The organism is Streptomyces sp. AF1A, from assembly GCF_047340315.1.
Taxonomy (GTDB): Bacteria; Actinomycetota; Actinomycetes; order Streptomycetales; family Streptomycetaceae; genus Streptomyces.
Genome location: NZ_JBLEBI010000164.1, coordinates 1 through 15,463, shown reverse-complemented (window position 1 = coordinate 15,463; position 15,463 = coordinate 1). Strand labels below are relative to the sequence as shown.

The 15,463-nt window shown below is 73.2% G+C and carries 15 protein-coding genes; 7 read left to right on the top strand and 8 right to left on the bottom strand.

Annotated elements, in window-relative coordinates; translation table 11 throughout:
- Window positions 1–1,003 (top strand): sensor histidine kinase (locus tag ACLU3S_RS29815; protein WP_413955076.1); only part of this gene is annotated, 1,003 nt, incomplete at its 5' end.
- A gap of 10 nt (window positions 1,004–1,013) precedes the next feature.
- On the opposite strand, the gene ACLU3S_RS29810 is transcribed toward ACLU3S_RS29815, so the two are convergent.
- From ACLU3S_RS29810 to paaI, 5 genes are all read right to left on the bottom strand, one after another.
- Window positions 1,014–2,198, bottom strand: a complete 1,185-nt coding sequence (locus ACLU3S_RS29810; RefSeq protein ID WP_413955075.1) for a cytochrome P450 — start codon at window positions 2,196–2,198, stop codon at window positions 1,014–1,016.
- Between the two features lie 48 nt (window positions 2,199–2,246).
- The gene (locus tag ACLU3S_RS29805; RefSeq protein ID WP_413955074.1) at window positions 2,247–3,602 is read right to left on the bottom strand and encodes an NAD(P)/FAD-dependent oxidoreductase; all 1,356 of its coding nucleotides are present in this window, start codon (window positions 3,600–3,602) and stop codon (window positions 2,247–2,249) included.
- Entirely contained in the window at window positions 3,592–3,801 is a 210-nt protein-coding gene (locus ACLU3S_RS29800; RefSeq protein WP_413955077.1) for a ferredoxin, read from the bottom strand. Before ACLU3S_RS29800 ends, ACLU3S_RS29805 begins: the two co-directional genes overlap by 11 nt.
- A 255-nt stretch (window positions 3,802–4,056) precedes the next feature.
- Window positions 4,057–5,403 carry a phenylacetate--CoA ligase PaaK gene (gene paaK / locus ACLU3S_RS29795; protein WP_413955073.1) on the bottom strand — a complete coding sequence of 449 codons (1,347 nt, stop codon included), beginning with the start codon at window positions 5,401–5,403 and terminating at the stop codon, window positions 4,057–4,059.
- On the bottom strand, window positions 5,400–5,831 hold the full coding sequence (gene paaI / locus ACLU3S_RS29790) for a hydroxyphenylacetyl-CoA thioesterase PaaI (RefSeq protein ID WP_413955072.1): 432 nt from the start codon (window positions 5,829–5,831) through the stop codon (window positions 5,400–5,402). The genes paaK and paaI overlap by 4 nt, the downstream gene beginning before the upstream one ends.
- A gap of 249 nt (window positions 5,832–6,080) precedes the next feature.
- Here paaI and paaA point away from each other — a divergent pair, with 249 nt between their 5' ends.
- The 6 genes from paaA (at window position 6,081) to ACLU3S_RS29760 (ending at window position 10,654) form a co-directional block, all read left to right on the top strand.
- Window positions 6,081–7,067: a 1,2-phenylacetyl-CoA epoxidase subunit PaaA gene (paaA, locus tag ACLU3S_RS29785; RefSeq protein WP_413955071.1), complete on the top strand. Its 987-nt coding sequence runs from the start codon at window positions 6,081–6,083 to the stop codon at window positions 7,065–7,067.
- On the top strand, window positions 7,064–7,357 hold the full coding sequence (paaB, locus tag ACLU3S_RS29780) for a 1,2-phenylacetyl-CoA epoxidase subunit PaaB (protein ID WP_362116088.1): 294 nt from the start codon (window positions 7,064–7,066) through the stop codon (window positions 7,355–7,357). Before paaA ends, paaB begins: the two co-directional genes overlap by 4 nt.
- 9 nt (window positions 7,358–7,366) lie before the next feature.
- A complete protein-coding gene (gene paaC / locus ACLU3S_RS29775; protein WP_413955070.1) occupies window positions 7,367–8,197 on the top strand; it encodes a 1,2-phenylacetyl-CoA epoxidase subunit PaaC in 831 nt (276 codons plus the stop codon).
- Window positions 8,191–8,706, top strand: coding sequence for a 1,2-phenylacetyl-CoA epoxidase subunit PaaD (gene paaD, locus ACLU3S_RS29770; RefSeq protein ID WP_413955069.1), 516 nt, complete (start codon window positions 8,191–8,193; stop codon window positions 8,704–8,706). Before paaC ends, paaD begins: the two co-directional genes overlap by 7 nt.
- Complete coding sequence (paaE, locus tag ACLU3S_RS29765) at window positions 8,706–9,821, top strand: 1,2-phenylacetyl-CoA epoxidase subunit PaaE (RefSeq protein ID WP_413955068.1); 1,116 nt, start codon at window positions 8,706–8,708, stop codon at window positions 9,819–9,821. Before paaD ends, paaE begins: the two co-directional genes overlap by 1 nt.
- 101 nt (window positions 9,822–9,922) lie before the next feature.
- A complete protein-coding gene (locus ACLU3S_RS29760; protein ID WP_413955067.1) occupies window positions 9,923–10,654 on the top strand; it encodes an SDR family oxidoreductase in 732 nt (243 codons plus the stop codon).
- Window positions 10,655–10,733: 79 nt separating this feature from the next.
- Here the strand turns inward: ACLU3S_RS29760 and ACLU3S_RS29755 are convergent, their stop codons facing one another.
- The 3 genes from ACLU3S_RS29755 to ACLU3S_RS29745 form a co-directional block, all read right to left on the bottom strand.
- Window positions 10,734–11,612: an ABC transporter substrate-binding protein gene (locus ACLU3S_RS29755; RefSeq protein ID WP_413955066.1), complete on the bottom strand. Its 879-nt coding sequence runs from the start codon at window positions 11,610–11,612 to the stop codon at window positions 10,734–10,736.
- A 36-nt stretch (window positions 11,613–11,648) separates the two neighbouring features.
- Window positions 11,649–12,404, bottom strand: a complete 756-nt coding sequence (locus ACLU3S_RS29750) for an SDR family NAD(P)-dependent oxidoreductase (protein ID WP_413955065.1) — start codon at window positions 12,402–12,404, stop codon at window positions 11,649–11,651.
- Window positions 12,405–12,503: 99 nt separating this feature from the next.
- Window positions 12,504–15,284 carry a helix-turn-helix transcriptional regulator gene (locus ACLU3S_RS29745; protein WP_413955064.1) on the bottom strand — a complete coding sequence of 927 codons (2,781 nt, stop codon included), beginning with the start codon at window positions 15,282–15,284 and terminating at the stop codon, window positions 12,504–12,506.
- Between the last annotated feature and the right edge of the window lie 179 nt (window positions 15,285–15,463).

Sequence of the window (15,463 nt, the reverse complement as noted above, 5' to 3'; positions counted from 1 at the left end):
CGCCCCGGACACGGCCCGCAAGGCGGCCCGCAGACTGCGTCCCCTGCTCGCGGCCCCGGCGCTCGCCCTCACCGACGAGACGTCGGTCCTCGTGTGGGACGGCGCGGGCGACCACCACCGCGCCGAACTGGCGGCACACCTCACCCACCCGCCCCGCGCTCGCACCGTCACGCCGTCGTGCGACGAGGACGGCTGCCCCGTCCGCTGGGGCGTCCTGGTGCCCCTCACGGCCGACGGCAAGGCCCCCGGCGTGCTCGCGGTGTTCGCCGCCGCGGAGTCCACCGCCCTGGCCCGGGCCGCCGAGGAAGCGGCCCGCCGGCTCTCCGTGGAGCTCGAACTCGCCGGCCTCGACCGGGCCCGCTCCAGCGCCCACGAGGCCGAGTTCCGGGCCCTGCGCGCCCAGATCTCCCCGCACTTCATCTACAACTCCCTGGCCAGCATCGCCTCCTTCGTGCGCACCGACCCCGAGCGCGCCCGCGAACTGCTGCAGGAGTTCGCGGAGTTCACCCGCTACTCCTTCCGCCGCGACGGCGAATTCACCACCCTGGCCGAGGAGTTGCGCTCCATCGAGCAGTACCTGGAGCTCGCCCGCGCCCGCTTCGGCCGCCGTCTGCGGGTCACCTTGCGCATCGCCCCCGAGGTGCTGCCCGTGACCCTCCCCTTCCTGTGCCTGCAGCCCCTGGTGGAGAACGCCCTCAAGCACGGGCTGGAGGAGTCCGTGGAGCGCAGCAGCGTCACCATCACCGCCGAGGACGAGGGCACCGAGGCTCGCGTCGTCGTGGAGGACAACGGCGTCGGCATGGAACCGGAGCGGCTGCGCGCGATCCTGCGCGGCTCCGCCGGGCCGTCCACCGGCATCGGCCTGAGCAACGTCGACCGCCGGCTGCGCCAGGTCTACGGCGACGACTACGGCCTGGTCGTCGAGACGGGCGTCGGAGCCGGCACGAAGATAACGGTCCGGCTCCCCAAGTTCCGCCCCGGCGTCCAGGCACCGCCGCCCTGACCGCGGGGCCTCACAGCCGCAGGGTCAGGTGGCGCGGGCCGCGCAGCATGGCGTTCTGCCGGTACGGGGGCGGGTCCTGGACCAGGTCCGCCGTGGCGAGACGGGGCATGAGCGCGGCCAGCGCCGCCTGGGCCTCCAGGCGGGCGAGCGGCGCGCCGTAGCAGAAGTGGATGCCGCCGCCGAAGCCCAGGTGCTCGACGTCCGGGCGGGCCGGGTCGAACCGGTCCGGGTCGCAGAACCGCCGGGGGTCGTGGTTGCCGGAGCCCAGCACCAGGATGACCGACGTGCCCTCGGGAATCCGGTGGCCGGCCACCTCGACGTCCGCGCGCGGGATGCGCTCGCGCATGTGCACCGGGGGCTCGAAGCGCAGCAGTTCCTCCACCGCCCGGGGCAGCAGCTCGGGCTCCCGGCGCAGCAGGTCCAGCTGCTCGGGCCGGCGCATGAGGGTGAGCACACCGTTGGTGATCAGGTTGACCGTGGTCTCGTGCCCGGCGATGAGGAGCAGCACGGCGGTCTGCGCGAGCTCCTCCCGGGTGAGCCGCAGGGCGGGGTCGGGCTCGTTGGCGAAGGCCGAGAGCATGTCGTCGCCCGGGTGACCACGGCGCTGTTCGGCGAGGTGCACCAGGTAGCCGCCCATCTCCATCCGGGCCTGCTCGCCGGCCTTGTCGGTCGCCGTGGCGTCCTCGTCGGGCCGGACGTCCGCGGACGCGACGATCGCGTCCGACCAGGCGCGGAACAGCGGTTCGTCCTCCCGCGGCACGCCGAGCAGGCGGCAGATCACCGCGACGGGCAGCGGGTAGGCGAAGTCGTCCACGACGTCGACCTGCCGTCCCGCCTCGAAGGGCGCCAGCAGTTCCTCGGTGATCCGGACGATCTCGCCGCGCATGCCGTCGACCCGGCGGGGGCTGTGCGGGGGGCCGAACGGCCGCATGGCCAGCGTGCGCAGCCGGTGGTGTTCGGGATCGTCGAGCCGGAGGAACGGCAGCTCGTGGGCCACCTCGCCCTTGGTGCGCGGGTCCGCGCTCATCCGCGGGTCGTGCAGCAGCGCGGCGATGTCGTGGTAGCCGCCGACCAGACAGCTGCCGCCGGCCTGCCACACGATGTGACCGGCCTCGCGGAGCTCCGCGTACAGCGGGTAGGGGTCGGGGCGGCTGGCGTAGTCGGTGATCCGGGCCAGCAGGGTCTCGGAGTCCATGGCGGCTCCTCGTGGTGGGGCAGGCAGGGCGTGGCACGGCCGGCGGTCTCACACCACCGTCAGCCGGCGATCGGGGAAGTGACCGGTGAGCGCGACGGTCGGGGTGTGCGACAGCACCGACGGATCCGGCACGTCGGAGGGGATCGCGACGTCGGCCGCGATCGCACGGTCCTGCGCGCCGGGCGGCGGCGGGAACGGGGCGGCCGTCTCGATCAGGTGCCGGTAGTAGTCGAGCGCCTTGGCCATGTCGACGGTGACCGCGGCCGTGACCCGGCCCTGGTAGCCGTAGACCATCGCCAGCCGGCGCGCCTCCAGCGAGCCCTGGGCGATGACCACATGGTCGGAGTAGGTGGGCACGCCCACCGACTTGATGTTCAGCCCGAACTGGGTCGACCAGAACGTCGGGATGGGCAGGTGCGGGCGCCGCAGCGGCCCCGGGCTGACCATGTTGTGGGCCGCCACCTGGGCCTGCTCGACCGCGTTGCCCCAGTGCTCCAGGGACAGCAACTGGTATCCGAACAGCGGGTGCGGGAAGCGGGAGACGTCACCGGCCGCGAAGACGTCGTCGGTGACGATGCCGTACATCGTGAAGGCGCGGCACCCCGCGTCGCAGGCGAGCCCGCGCGGGCCCGCCGCCAGCCCGGACTCCGCCAGCCACTCGACGTTGCGGACCGCGCCCAGCGCCACCACGCACACGTCCGCGTCGACGCGGCTGCCGTCGGACAGCTCCGCGCCGGTGAAGGCGCCGTTGCCGTGCAGGGCGGTGACCGTCACCCCGGTGCGCAGATCCACGCCGTGGTTGCGCTGCATGACGGCCGCGAGCTTCGACAGGGCGCCGCCCAGGGCACCCACCAGGGGTGCGGGGCCGCGTTCGGCGACCGTGACGTTCAGGCCCCGCTCCCGGCAGGCGGAGGCGATCTCGGAGCCGGTGAACCCGGCGCCGATCACCAGCACCCGCTCCGGTCCCGCGTTCAGCCGCTCGGCGAGCCCGGCGCCGTCCTCGCGCGTGCGCAGGGTGAACACGCCCTCCAGGGCGGCCTCCTGCGGGTTGGGCCAGGGCCGCGCCCGGGTTCCGGTGGCGATCAGCACCCGGTCGTACGGCAGCGACTCGCCGTCCTCCAGCAGCACCCGCTTCGCCAGCGGGTCCAGGCCCGTGGCGCGTACGCCCAGCCGCCACTCGGCGTCCGGGTCGCGCCGCATCGGCAGCTCCGTGGTGTCGGCCGTGGCCTGTCCGAGCAGCACCTGCTTGGACAGCGGCGGCCGGTCGTAGGGCGCGTGCGGCTCGTCCCCGACGACGGTCAGGGAGCCGGTGAAGCCCTCCTCGCGCAGCGCCTCCGCCGCCCGCAGCCCGGCCAGCGACGCGCCGACGATGACGATGCGGCCGTCCTTGAGGTCATCGGGCACCGCTCGTCACCTCCTCGCCGAGGAGGATCGCCTGGACCGGACACGCCGCCGCTGCCTGGCGCACCCGCTCGACCTGGTCCTCGGGGACGGCGGTGGCGTACAGCAATCCCTCCTCCCCGTGCAGCTCGAACACGTCGGGCGCGAGGAACACGCACTGCGCGTAGCCCTGACAGCGTGTGAGGTCGACAACGGTCTGCATCGTCACCACTTCCTCCGTTGTCACTCCCCCCTCTTCTCCAGCATGGGGGGAGACCCGAAGGCTCGCAGCGCGACCGGACGGCGGGCGCCGCCGGGCGGATCAGCAGCCGCTCAGCAGGGCCCTTGCCGGGCGCAGCTCCGGTCCGGCAGAGCTGTGCCGGCGCGACGGGTCGGGAGGGCGGCGTCGACACAGCAGACCCGCGCGGCCCGTCCGCCGGGCGCGCTGCTCACGAGGCCGTCGCGGCACGGGCGCGGTTCATGCGCCGCGCTGGTCCTTGACCCTGCGGAGCTTGCCCAGGGAGCGCTCCAGTGTCTCGGGCTCCACGATCGCCACGTCCACGGTCACGCCGACGCCGTCCTTGACGCCCCTGGCGATGGCCCGGGCGGCCGCCTCCCGCTGCTCGGGGCCCGCGTCGGGCCGCGCCTCGACATGTACGGTCATGTGGTCCATCCGCCCGCGCGTGCTGAGCTGGATCTGGAAGTGGGGAGCGACGCCGGGGGTGCGGAGCACGACCTCCTCGATCTGGGTCGGGAAGACGTTCACCCCGCGCAGGATGATCATGTCGTCGCAGCGGCCGGTGATCTTCTCGATGCGGCGGAACCCGGTCCGGGCCGAGCCGGGCAGCAGGCGGGTCAGGTCCCGGGTCCGGTACCGGATGACGGGCAGCGCCTCCTTGGTGAGCGAGGTGAAGACGAGTTCCCCGCTCTCGCCGTCGGCGAGGACCTCGTCGGTGAGGGGGTCGACGACCTCGGGCAGGAAGTGGTCCTCCCACACGTGCAGGCCGTCCTTGGTCTCCACGCACTCCTGGGCGACGCCGGGTCCCATCACCTCGGACAGGCCGTAGATGTCGACCGCGTGGATGTCCATGCGCTCCTCTATCTCGCGGCGCATCTCCTCGGTCCACGGTTCGGCGCCGAAGATGCCGACCTTCAGCGAGGTGGAGCGCGGGTCGACGCCCTGGCGCTCGAACTCGTCGAGCAGGGTGAGCATGTAGGACGGGGTGACCATGATGATGTCGGGTTCGAAGTCCTGGATGATCTGCACCTGGCGTGCGGTCATGCCGCCCGAGGCGGGGATCACCGTGCACCCGGCCCGCTCGGCGCCGTAGTGCGCGCCGAGCCCGCCGGTGAACAGGCCGTAGCCGTAACTGACGTGGACCTTGTGCCCGGGGCGGCCGCCGGCGGCCCGGATGGAGCGCGCGACGAGGTCCGCCCAGGTCGACAGGTCCCGCTCGGTGTAGCCGACCACCGTCGGGCGCCCGGTCGTGCCGCTGGAGGCGTGGATGCGCCGCACCTCGGACAGGGGGACGGCGAACATGCCGAAGGGGTACGTCTCGCGCAGGTCCGCCTTGGTGGTGAAGGGGAACCGGGCCAGGTCCGCGAGCGTCCGGCAGTCGTCGGGCGTCACGCCCGCCGCGTCGAACTTCCTGCGGTACAGCTCGACGTTGTCGTAGGCGTGCCGCAGCGTCCGGCGCAGGCGGCGCAGCTGGAGGTCCTCGATCTCCTCGCGCGGCATCCGCTCGGCGTCGTCGAGCAGGGCGGCGGGAAGCGGCTCGCCCAGACGTGTCCGGGCGGGGGAGGCGGTGGTCGGTTCGCTGGTCATCGCGGCTCCTCGGGCTGCGTGTTCCGGATGCTGCGGCTGCGGCCGCGGAACTCCGCGATCACTGCGTCACCGCGCGTCACACTCACGTCGTAGATGCCGCTGCGACCGAAGCGGGTGAGTTCCCGGGCGGTGGCCACCAGGACGTCGCCCTCGTACGCGGGGGCGACGAAGGTGACGTCGGCCCCGGACGCGACGGTGACCGGTCCATGGCTGTTGCAGGCACAGGCGAAGGCGGTGTCGGCCAGCAGGAACACGTATCCGCCGTGGGCGATCCCGTGGCCGTTGACCATCGAGTCCGTCACGGTCATGCGCACTACGGCGGCCCCTTCGCCCTGCTCGAGCAGTTCGATGCCGAGCAGCCGGGAGGCCCGGTCCGCGGCGAACATGCGCTCCGCGGGCGCCGGAGTCGACTGCATGGCTTCCTTCATGCTGTGCACCACCTTGTCTACCGACCGAACATTCGGTTAGCGTGCGGCAAGGCCAAGTAATTCAAGCCGCGCCATCGGCTGTCAAGGGGTGAGCCACGCGCCGGCCGCGGCCCCGGGTGACGCCGCCCGCCGGGACGGCCGGCGCGCCTCCGATGCGGGTGACCGGCCCCGACCCGGCACTTGCCGGACCCCGGTGGCCTCGTCCTATCATGGTGCCGAACGAACGGTCGGTAGGGATAGGTGGTACGGATGACGGCTCAGCAGGCCGCCCCGGCGGGCACCGACGGCGCGCCGCCCGGACTCCAGGCGCACTTCGACGCGACGATCGCCCGGGACCAGCGCATCGAGCCCCGCGACTGGATGCCGGAGGGCTACCGCAGGACGCTGGTCCGGCAGGTGGCGCAGCACGCGCACTCGGAGATCATCGGCATGCAGCCGGAGGGCGAGTGGATCACGCGTGCCCCCTCGCTGCGCCGCAAGGCGATCCTGTTCGCCAAGGTGCAGGACGAGGCCGGCCACGGGCTCTACCTGTACTCGGCGGCCGAGACCCTCGGCGCCGACCGCGCGGACCTCACCGAGCGTCTGATCGAGGGGCGCCAGAAGTACTCGTCGATCTTCAACTACCCGACGCTGAGCTTCGCCGACGTCGGGGTGATCGGCTGGTTCGTGGACGGCGCGGCCATCTGCAACCAGGTGCCGCTGTGCCGGTCGTCGTACGGGCCGTACGCGCGCGCCATGGTGCGCATCTGCAAGGAGGAGTCCTTCCACCAGCGGCAGGGCTACGAGCTGCTGATGACGATGATGCGCGGCACGGACGCCCAGCGCGAGATGGTGCAGGACGCCGTGAACCGCTGGTGGTGGCCGTCCCTGATGATGTTCGGCCCGCCCGACGACGCCTCACCCAACTCCGCGCAGTCGATGGCCTGGAAGATCAAGCGGCACAGCAACGACGAGCTGCGCCAGCGCTTCGTCGACATGACCGTCCCGCAGGCCGAGAAGCTCGGCGTCACCCTGCCCGACCCGGAACTGCGCTGGAACGAGGAGCGCGGGCACCACGACTTCGGCACGCCCGACTGGGACGAGCTGATGCGCGTCATCAAGGGCGACGGGCCCTGCAACGCGGAACGGATCGAGCGGCGCCGGGCCGCTCACGAAGAGGGCGCCTGGGTGCGCGAGGCGGCCACCGCCCACGCCGCCAAGCAGGCGGAGCGCGCGAAGAAGGGAACGGCGGCATGACCTCCGAGAAGCACGGCTGGCCCCTGTACGAGGTGTTCGTGCGCGGCAAGCGCGGCCTCAACCACGTCCACGTCGGCTCGCTGCACGCCGCCGACGACGCCATGGCGCTCACCCACGCGCGCGACCTGTACACGCGGCGCAACGAGGGCGTGAGCATCTGGGTGGTGCGCTCCGAGCACATCGCCGCCTCCACCCGCGACGAGAAGGACCCCTTCTTCGCCCCCAGCGCCGACAAGGTGTACCGCCACCCCACCTTCTACGACATCCCCGACGACGTCCCCCACATCTAGGAGCAGGGCATGAGCGACGACCACGTCTACATGACCCTCGCCGAGGGACACGAGGACGACAGCCGGTGGGCCTACGGCACCGGCTTCGAGGACCCCCTGCACGGCGTGAGCACCGCCGTCCCGGACGGCGTCGACCGGGCCGAACTGGCCGCGCTCTGCCTGGCGCTGGCCGACGACGCCCTGGTCGGCGCCCAGCGCCTGGCCGAGTGGACCACCCGCGCCCCCGAGCTGGAGGAGGAGGTCGCGCTGGCCAACATCGGGCTCGACCTGCTCGGCCAGGCCCGCCTGCTGTACGCCCGGTGCGGCCAGGTCGACGGCACGGGACGCGGCGAGGACGCCTATGCCTACTTCCGCGACGCGGACGACTTCCGCAACGTGCGCCTGACCGAACTGCCCAACGGGGACTTCGCGTTCACCGTCGCCCGGCTGCTGGTGCTGGCCAGCTGGCGCCTGGCCCACTTCGAGCGGCTCGCCGGCACGGCCGACCCGGTGCTCGCCGCCATCGCCGCCAAGGGCGTGAAGGAGCTGACCTACCACCGGCAGTACGCGGCGGAGTGGGTCGTCCGGCTCGGCGACGGCACCGAGGAGTCCCACCGCCGGATGCGCGCCGGCCTCGACCAGGTGGCCGCTCACCTGGGCGAGCTGTTCGAGGCCCACGACGCGCAAACCGAGGTCCTCGCCGTGCTGAGGCAGGTCACCGAGGCGGCCGGCCTGCCCCTGCCGGACATACCACCGCACACGGCCGGCTCCGGCCGTGCCGGCGACCACACCGAACACCTCGCCCCGCTCCTCGCCGAGCTGCAGAGCGTGGCCCGCGCCCACCCGGAGGCGACATGGTGACCGTGCTCACCGACGCCCGGCGCGCCCGGCGCATCGCCGAGCAGGTGCCCGACCCCGAACTGCCCATGCTCACCCTCGCCGACCTCGGCGTGCTGCGGAACGTGACGGTGGCCGCCGACGGCACGGTCGTCGCCGATCTGACGCCGACCTACTCCGGCTGCCCGGCCATGTCCGAGATGCGGGCCGGCGTGGCGGCGCGGCTGAAGAACGCCGGTTACGAGCGCGTCGAGGTGCGCACGGTCCTCGACCCGCCCTGGACCACCGACTGGATCACCCCCGAGGGCCGCCGCAAGCTCGCCGCACACGGCATCGCACCGCCCGGGCCCGCACCGCGCCCGGCGAAGGGCCCCGTGCCGCTCACCCTGTCCACGACCCGCCGGGCGGTGCCCTGCCCGCGCTGCGGTGCGACCGACACGGAGGAGACCTCCCGGTTCGGCGCCACCTCCTGCAAGGCGCTCTGGCGCTGCCGCGCCTGCCGGGAACCGTTCGAGTACGTCAAGGAGATCTGATGGAGGACCTGATGGCCCCCGACGCCGCCGCTGCCGCCCCGGTGCGCCGGGTGCGCCGCCGCCCGGCCTTCCACGCCCTGAAGGTGGCCGCGGTGCAGCGGCTGTGCGACGACGCCGTGGCGGTGGCCTTCGACGTCCCCGCCGAACTGGCGGGGGAGTTCGCCTTCGCGCCCGGCCAGTCGCTCACCCTGCGGCGCGAGATCGACGGGCGGGACGAGCGGCGCTCCTACTCGATCTGCTCCCCGGTGGGCGCCCGGCCCCGCATCGGCGTGCGCGTGGTGCCCGGCGGCCTGTTCTCCTCCTGGCTCGTGAACGAGGTGAAGCCCGGCGACACCGTCGAGGTGATGGCCCCGACCGGCGCCTTCACCCCGGACCTGGCCACGCCCGGACACCACGTGCTGATCGCGGCCGGCTCCGGCATCACCCCGATGGTCTCCATCGCCGAGTCCGTGCTCGCCGCCGACGACCGCTCGCGCGTCACCCTCTTCTACGGCAACCGGCGCACCGACTCGGTCATGTTCGCCGACGAACTGGCCGACCTGAAGGACCTCTACCCCGCCCGCTTCCAGCTCGCGCACGTGCTCTCCCGCGAGCCGCGCGAGGCCGAGCTGCTGACCGGCCGCCTGGACGCCGAGCGGCTGGCCGCGCTCATCGACGGCCTGGTCGACGTCTCCGAGGCCGACCACTGGTGGCTGTGCGGCCCGCACGGCATGGTCCTGGACGCCCAGAAGGTCCTCTCCGGCCTCGGCGTGCCCGGCGACCGCGTCCACCAGGAGCTCTTCTTCGCCGGCGAGGAGCCCGCCCCCGTACGCCACGAGGAGCCCCGGGCCGACGGACCCGTCAGTCAGGTCACCGTCGTCCTGGACGGCCGCTCCACCACCTCCGCGCTCCCTCGCGGGGCCACGATCCTGGACTCCGCCGCCCGCGTCCGCCCCGACCTGCCCTTCGCCTGCAAGGGCGGCGTCTGCGGCACCTGCCGCGCCCGGATCACCGAGGGCGAGGCGGACATGCGGCGCAACTACGCGCTGGAGCCCGCCGAGGTCGACGCCGGCTATGTGCTCACCTGCCAGAGCCACCCGGTCTCGGAGACCCTGACCGTCGACTTCGACAGCTGAGAGCCGGCGGCCGGTACCGGCCGCCGCCTTCGGCACGCAGGATGCGCACAGTGGTGCCTACGGTATGTATCGGACACCACTGCTCGTAGGAAAGGCGTGCCATGAAGTTCGCAGTCATCGGCGGAACCGGGCTGATCGGGTCGCAGGTCGTGGCGAACCTGAAAGCGGCCGGACACCAGGCCGTACCGCACTCTCTGTCCACGGGCGTGGACATCATCACGGGCCAGGGGGTGGAGGGGGCCGTGGCCGGCGCCGACGTCGTCGTCAACCTGACGAACTCGCCGACCTTCGACGAGGCCTCGCTCGCCTTCTTCCGGACGTCGATGGACAACCTTGTCGCCGCGAGCGAGAAGGCCGGGGTCGGGCACTTCGTCATCCTCTCGATCGTCGGCGTCGATCGGGTGCCCGACATGGACTACTACCGGGCGAAGGTCCTGCAGGAGGACATCCTCAAGGCGGGGCCGATCCCCTACTCCATCGTCCGCGCCACGCAGTTCATGGAGTTCATGGACGCGACCCTGGCCATGAGCACCGAGGGCGACACCGTCCGCCTGCCCCGCACGCCGATCCAGCCGATCGCCGCCGCGGACGTGGCCGGCGCCGTCGCCGAGGTCGCCGCGGGCCCTCCGCTGAACGGCGTCCTCAACATCGGGGGCCCCGACGTCTACCCCCTCGACGAACTCGGCCGGATCACGGTGGCCGCCAAGGGCGACGGCCGCACCGTCGTCACCGACGACTCCGCCGGCCTGTTCGCGGCCGTGCCCGGCGACGCCATCACCGCCCCGGAGGGAGCCCGGATCGCCGCCACCCGCTACACCGACTGGCTCTCCTGAGGCAGCCGCCGACGCGGCCGGCCGGGGCACGTTCGGATGCCCCGGCCGTCCGCGTCGGTGCGGCGCCGGCCGCAGGTGATCACACCGCCGCGGCCGTGGTGCGGTAGAAGTCGGTGGCGGCGAGGGTCGCGGGGACGCCGAGTTCGGCGGCGACCGCGGTGATGGCCGCCTCGCCGACGGCGAGGTCGGCCTGGCCGTCGGTGGTGAAGTGCGGCGCGATGAAGGCGTCGTAGTGGGCTCGCGCCTCGTCCGCGGTCTGGCCGCCGAGGAAGGTCTGCATGTGCCGCACCGTGGTGTCCGGGTCGTGGCGGATCACCTGCAGGGCGCGCCGGTGGGCCCGCAGGACGGCCTGGACGGCGGGGTCGTCGGGGCTGATGTGGGTCGGATCGACGGCCAGGCCCACCGTGGGGATCCGGAAGTGGTCGCCGACCCAGGCCAGCACGTTCCAGCCGTACTCGGCGGCCACCGCCTCGGGCGCCATGGTGCTGCCGACGTAGGCGGCGTCGATGCTGCCCTCGCGCAGCCGGCGCAGGTCCAGACCGTAGTCGCCGGGTGCGCGGACGACGGTCCGGATGTCGTGGTCGGGGTCGAGTCCGGCCCCGCGCAGGACGATCCGGGCGAAGCACCCGGGTGCGGTGTGGGGGGCGTGCACGGCCAGCCGCCGGCCGGCGAGGTCGGTCAGGGATTCGATGCCGGGGCGGGCGAGGAACCAGAACAGCGGGCGGTGGGTGTTGACGTTGAGCGAGACCCAGGGGGTGCCGTCGGTCAGTCGTGTCAGCAGGGCCCGGCCGAGTCCGATGGTGGCGCAGCGGCGCAGCCGTTCGTCGGGCCAGGCGCAGCCGTCCCGCAGGGCGACGTGGACGCCCTCGTCGGCGTAGAAGTCCTGCTGGTCGGCGATGTAGGCGGCCAGCTCCTCGTGCAGGCCGCGCCCGACGTAGGCGAGATCGATCGTGTGCATGAACGTCTTCCTTGATGGTGTGCGGGACAGCAGGGCTCAGTCCATGGCCATGCCGCCGTTGACCGCGGCGGTGGTGCCGGTCATGAAGGAGGTGTCCTCGGCTGCGTAGAAGGCGACCGCCTGGGCGACGTCGGCGGGGTGGGCCAGGCGGCCCAGGGGGGTGGCGGCGATCTGCCGTGCCCGGGTGGCGTCGTCGAGGACGTCGTCGGCGATGCGGGACTCGACGGGGCCGGGGGCGACGGTGTTGACGGTGATGCCCTGGGGCCCGAGTTCCTGGGCGAGGTAGCGGGCGAACTGTTCGAGGGCGGCCTTGGCGACGCCCAGGGCGATCATGCGGGCGCGGGGGCGGCGGCTGAGGCCGGTGCCGATGTAGACGATGCGGCCCCAGCCCTGCTCGCGCATGTGGGGCAGCACGGCCTTGGTGACGGCGAACGCGGCGTGCATCTCGGCGTCGAGTTTGCCGCCCAGTTCCTCCCAGGTGATGTCGGTGAAGGGTTTGACGGCGTAGGGGATGAGCGCGTTGTGGACGAGGACGTCGACGCCGCCCCAGTCCTGCTGCACCTGTTCGGTCATGCGGTGGACGGCGGTGGTGTCGCGGACGTCGGCCTGGACGGCCATGGCCCGGCCGCCGGCGGCCTCGATGTCGGCCACGACCTGGTCGGCGGCGCTGGTGTTGCGCAGATAGTTGACCACCACGCGCATTCCGCGTGCGGCCAGCAGCCGTGCGGTGGCCGCGCCGATCCCGCTGCTGGCCCCGGTCACCAATGCCACCCTGCCGGTTGTCCCGGTCATGAGCCCACCTCTCGACCCTCGAGAACTCGGAAAACCCCGTTGGTTTCCTGGGGCCGATGCTGCACCTCGGCGGGGTGAGAGACCGGGCGGTGAGGCGAATCACCCGGGTGAATCGCCTCGGCCGGCGGAATCAATCTCGTGCTCCATGAGGAAGCGGGTGAGCTCGACGCGCGAGTTGATGCCCAGCTTCGTGAAGACGTGCCGCAGATGTGTGTTCACCGTGTGCACCGAAAGGAACAGCCGTTCGGCGATGGCGCGGTTGGTGAGCCCCTCCGCGACCAGGGGGACGACGCGAAGCTCCGATTCGGACAGACTGTCCCACCCGGAGGTCGCGGTGGACCTCCGCGGGCTTCCGGAGGGTCGCACCCCCAGCCTGCTCATGCTCTGCCGCACCCGGTCGTGGTCCCTCGCCGCACCGCACCGCTGCAGCAGGCTCTGCGCCTCCCGCAGATGAGCGACGGCCGCCGGAACGGCGTCACCGCTGCCCAGAGCGTTGCCGAGGTCTTCCAGGGCATCCGCCAGCGCCAGGGCGCGAGGGCCTTGGTGGTAGAGCCGGACCGCCTCCTCGAGCAGGTCCGGGCGGCTCTCGACGAGGCCGCGGACATGCGCGTCGACGGCCCGGACCACCGTCTGACCGCCGTCCTCTCCCACGATGTGCTCCAGGACCTTCTGGACCGCCGCTGCCGCCTCCCGGTCCCCGCCGCGCAGCGCGACCCGCACCAGCCGCGGCCAGTGGCCGGGAGGAACGGCCAGCAGCCACTGCGGACCCGCGCCGTAGCGGCGGCCGAGCTCGGCGGCTTCCTGGCAGCGGTTCTCCGCGTCGAGCAGGACGGCCTCGGCCAGCGTCAGCCACGGGCCGTAGGGCGGGTGTTCGAAGGAGGCCGACGACCGGGCCGCCTGCAGATGCGCCCGGGCGCGGGACAGATCCCCCTGCCGCACGGCGACGTCCGTGAGCACCGAGCGCGCCAGCGGCACCGCCCGTGTGACCTCCAGCTCCTCCGCCACCGCCAGGCAGGCCTCCGCCTCGACGACCGCGTCGTCCAGGGCGCCCCGTTCGAGCAGGGCGCAGGCCCGCTGCGCGTGCCAGTACGGAAGCGACCACCCCAGACCCAGGGTCTCCGCCTGCCGCTGCCCGTCGCGCAGACAGCGCTCGGCGTCGTCGAGACGGTCCGTGGCGGTCAGGACCGTGGACAACCACAGAGCGGGTACCCGGGGCGGCCGCAGCCTGAGGCTGTGCGGCTCGGCGTGGGTACGGCGCGTCGCCTGCTCGGCGAACCCGAGGGCCTGCGACAACCGGCCGTGGTAGAAGGCGAGTTGGGACTGGAAAACCATGGCGCTGACCACGGTCGCGGTGTCCCCGCTCCGGTAGGAGGCCTCGAGCAGCACATCGCTGGTCTCCTCGGCCCGCGCCGGCTCGCCCATCGCCACGAGGCCGGAGCCCTGCGTCTTGAGCAGCTGGGTGCGCAGATCCTCCGGCAGGTCCGGCAGCTCCAGAGCGGCGCCGGTGTGGGCGATCGCCGTCGCGTCGTCCCCGGCCGCCTGGTGGACCTCGGCCGCGACGAGGTGCAGGGTCGCCTGGCGGGCGGGGGCCGGATCCTCCGACAGCAGGGCGTTCACCAGCCGCAGAGCCTCGTTGACCCGGCGCGTCCCACTCAGCTGGTAGGCCGCCTCCGTCAGCAGGTCGACCCTGCGGGGATCGCTCGGCGGCAGCCGGTCCGCCGCGTCGACGGCCAGATCGGCGGCGGCCTCCGGGACCGTGGCACCCATGTCCCGGACCACCTCGCAGAGGGTCCGCATGGCCTCCGGGTCGAGTGGCCCACCGCCCAGGACGACATGGCGGATCACTTCCGCGGAGGGGACGCCGGCGGCGCTCAGCACCTCGCCCGCCTCCCGGTGCAGGGCGGACCGCGCCGGCTGCGGCAGTTCGTCGTACACGGCACGCCGCACCAGATCGTGCCGGAAGGCGAGCCGGTCGCCCTCCGCCGCGAGGAGCCCGGCATCCAGAGCCGCGCCGACCGCGGGGAGCAGAGGTCCGACCCGGCTGCCGAGCATGCGAGCGGCCGTGGCGAGGTCGAACCTCCTGCCCAGCACCGAGCCGATCCGCAGCAGCTGCATGGCATCCTCGGGCAGCGCTCCGAGCCGCCGGAGCACACCCCTGCGGAAGTCCGCGGGGATCGGCGGACTGCCCGCCGACTGTTCCAGTCCGCCCGACTTCTCCAGGGAACGCAGCAGCTCGATGACGAGGAACGGGTTGCCGTGGGCGTCCCGGAGCAGCGGAGTGAGCGCGGCGTCGGGGGCACGGCCCAGGACGTCCTCGGCGATCTGCGTGACCGCCCGGGTGCTCAGGGGCCGCAGGACCAGGCGGCGGGCCCCGTTGTCCTCCAGGTAGTCGCTCACGCGGCCGGCCGACGGCCGCCCGCTCCCGGACTGCATGCCGACCACCCACAGAATCGGCGAGTCGGCCAGCCGCACCGGCAGCGCGCGCAGCGCCGACAGGGTGGCCGGGTCCGCCCACTGGGCGTCATCGGCCACGACCGACACCGGCGCCCGGCGCGCCCGGCGTTCGAGCAGGTCGGCGACGCGGTCGAGCAGCCAGGCGGGCCGGTCGGCGAGATCCTCCGGCGTCCCGCCCCGAGGGGTGCCGTCGGCGGCATGGAGCGCCGCCGGCAGCGCCGAGCGCGAGGCGTACTGGTCGAGCTCGTCGGCGTCGAGCCGGACCACGTCGAAGCCCGCCTCGCACCCGAGCCGCGTGCTTTCCTGCAGGATCCTCGTCAGGCCCAGACCCGGCGCGGCCTCGACGAGCACACAGGCTCCGCGCCCGGCCCGTACCGACGCGTGTGCGTCGCGGAGGGCGGCGAGCTCGCGGTCGCGACCGCGCACGGGGAGAACCGTCATCGCACAGGGCCCGGGGAAGGAGGCGCTTCGCTGATCCGGCGGTTCCGCATACGTCCAGCATGACCTATCGGCCCGGTCCGGGCGGCACCGGGGCGGCCGGTTTCACCCGGGTGAAAGGCGCTCTGCCGGGGCCGGGGCCGGAACGTTGATCCCGCCGGTGGCAA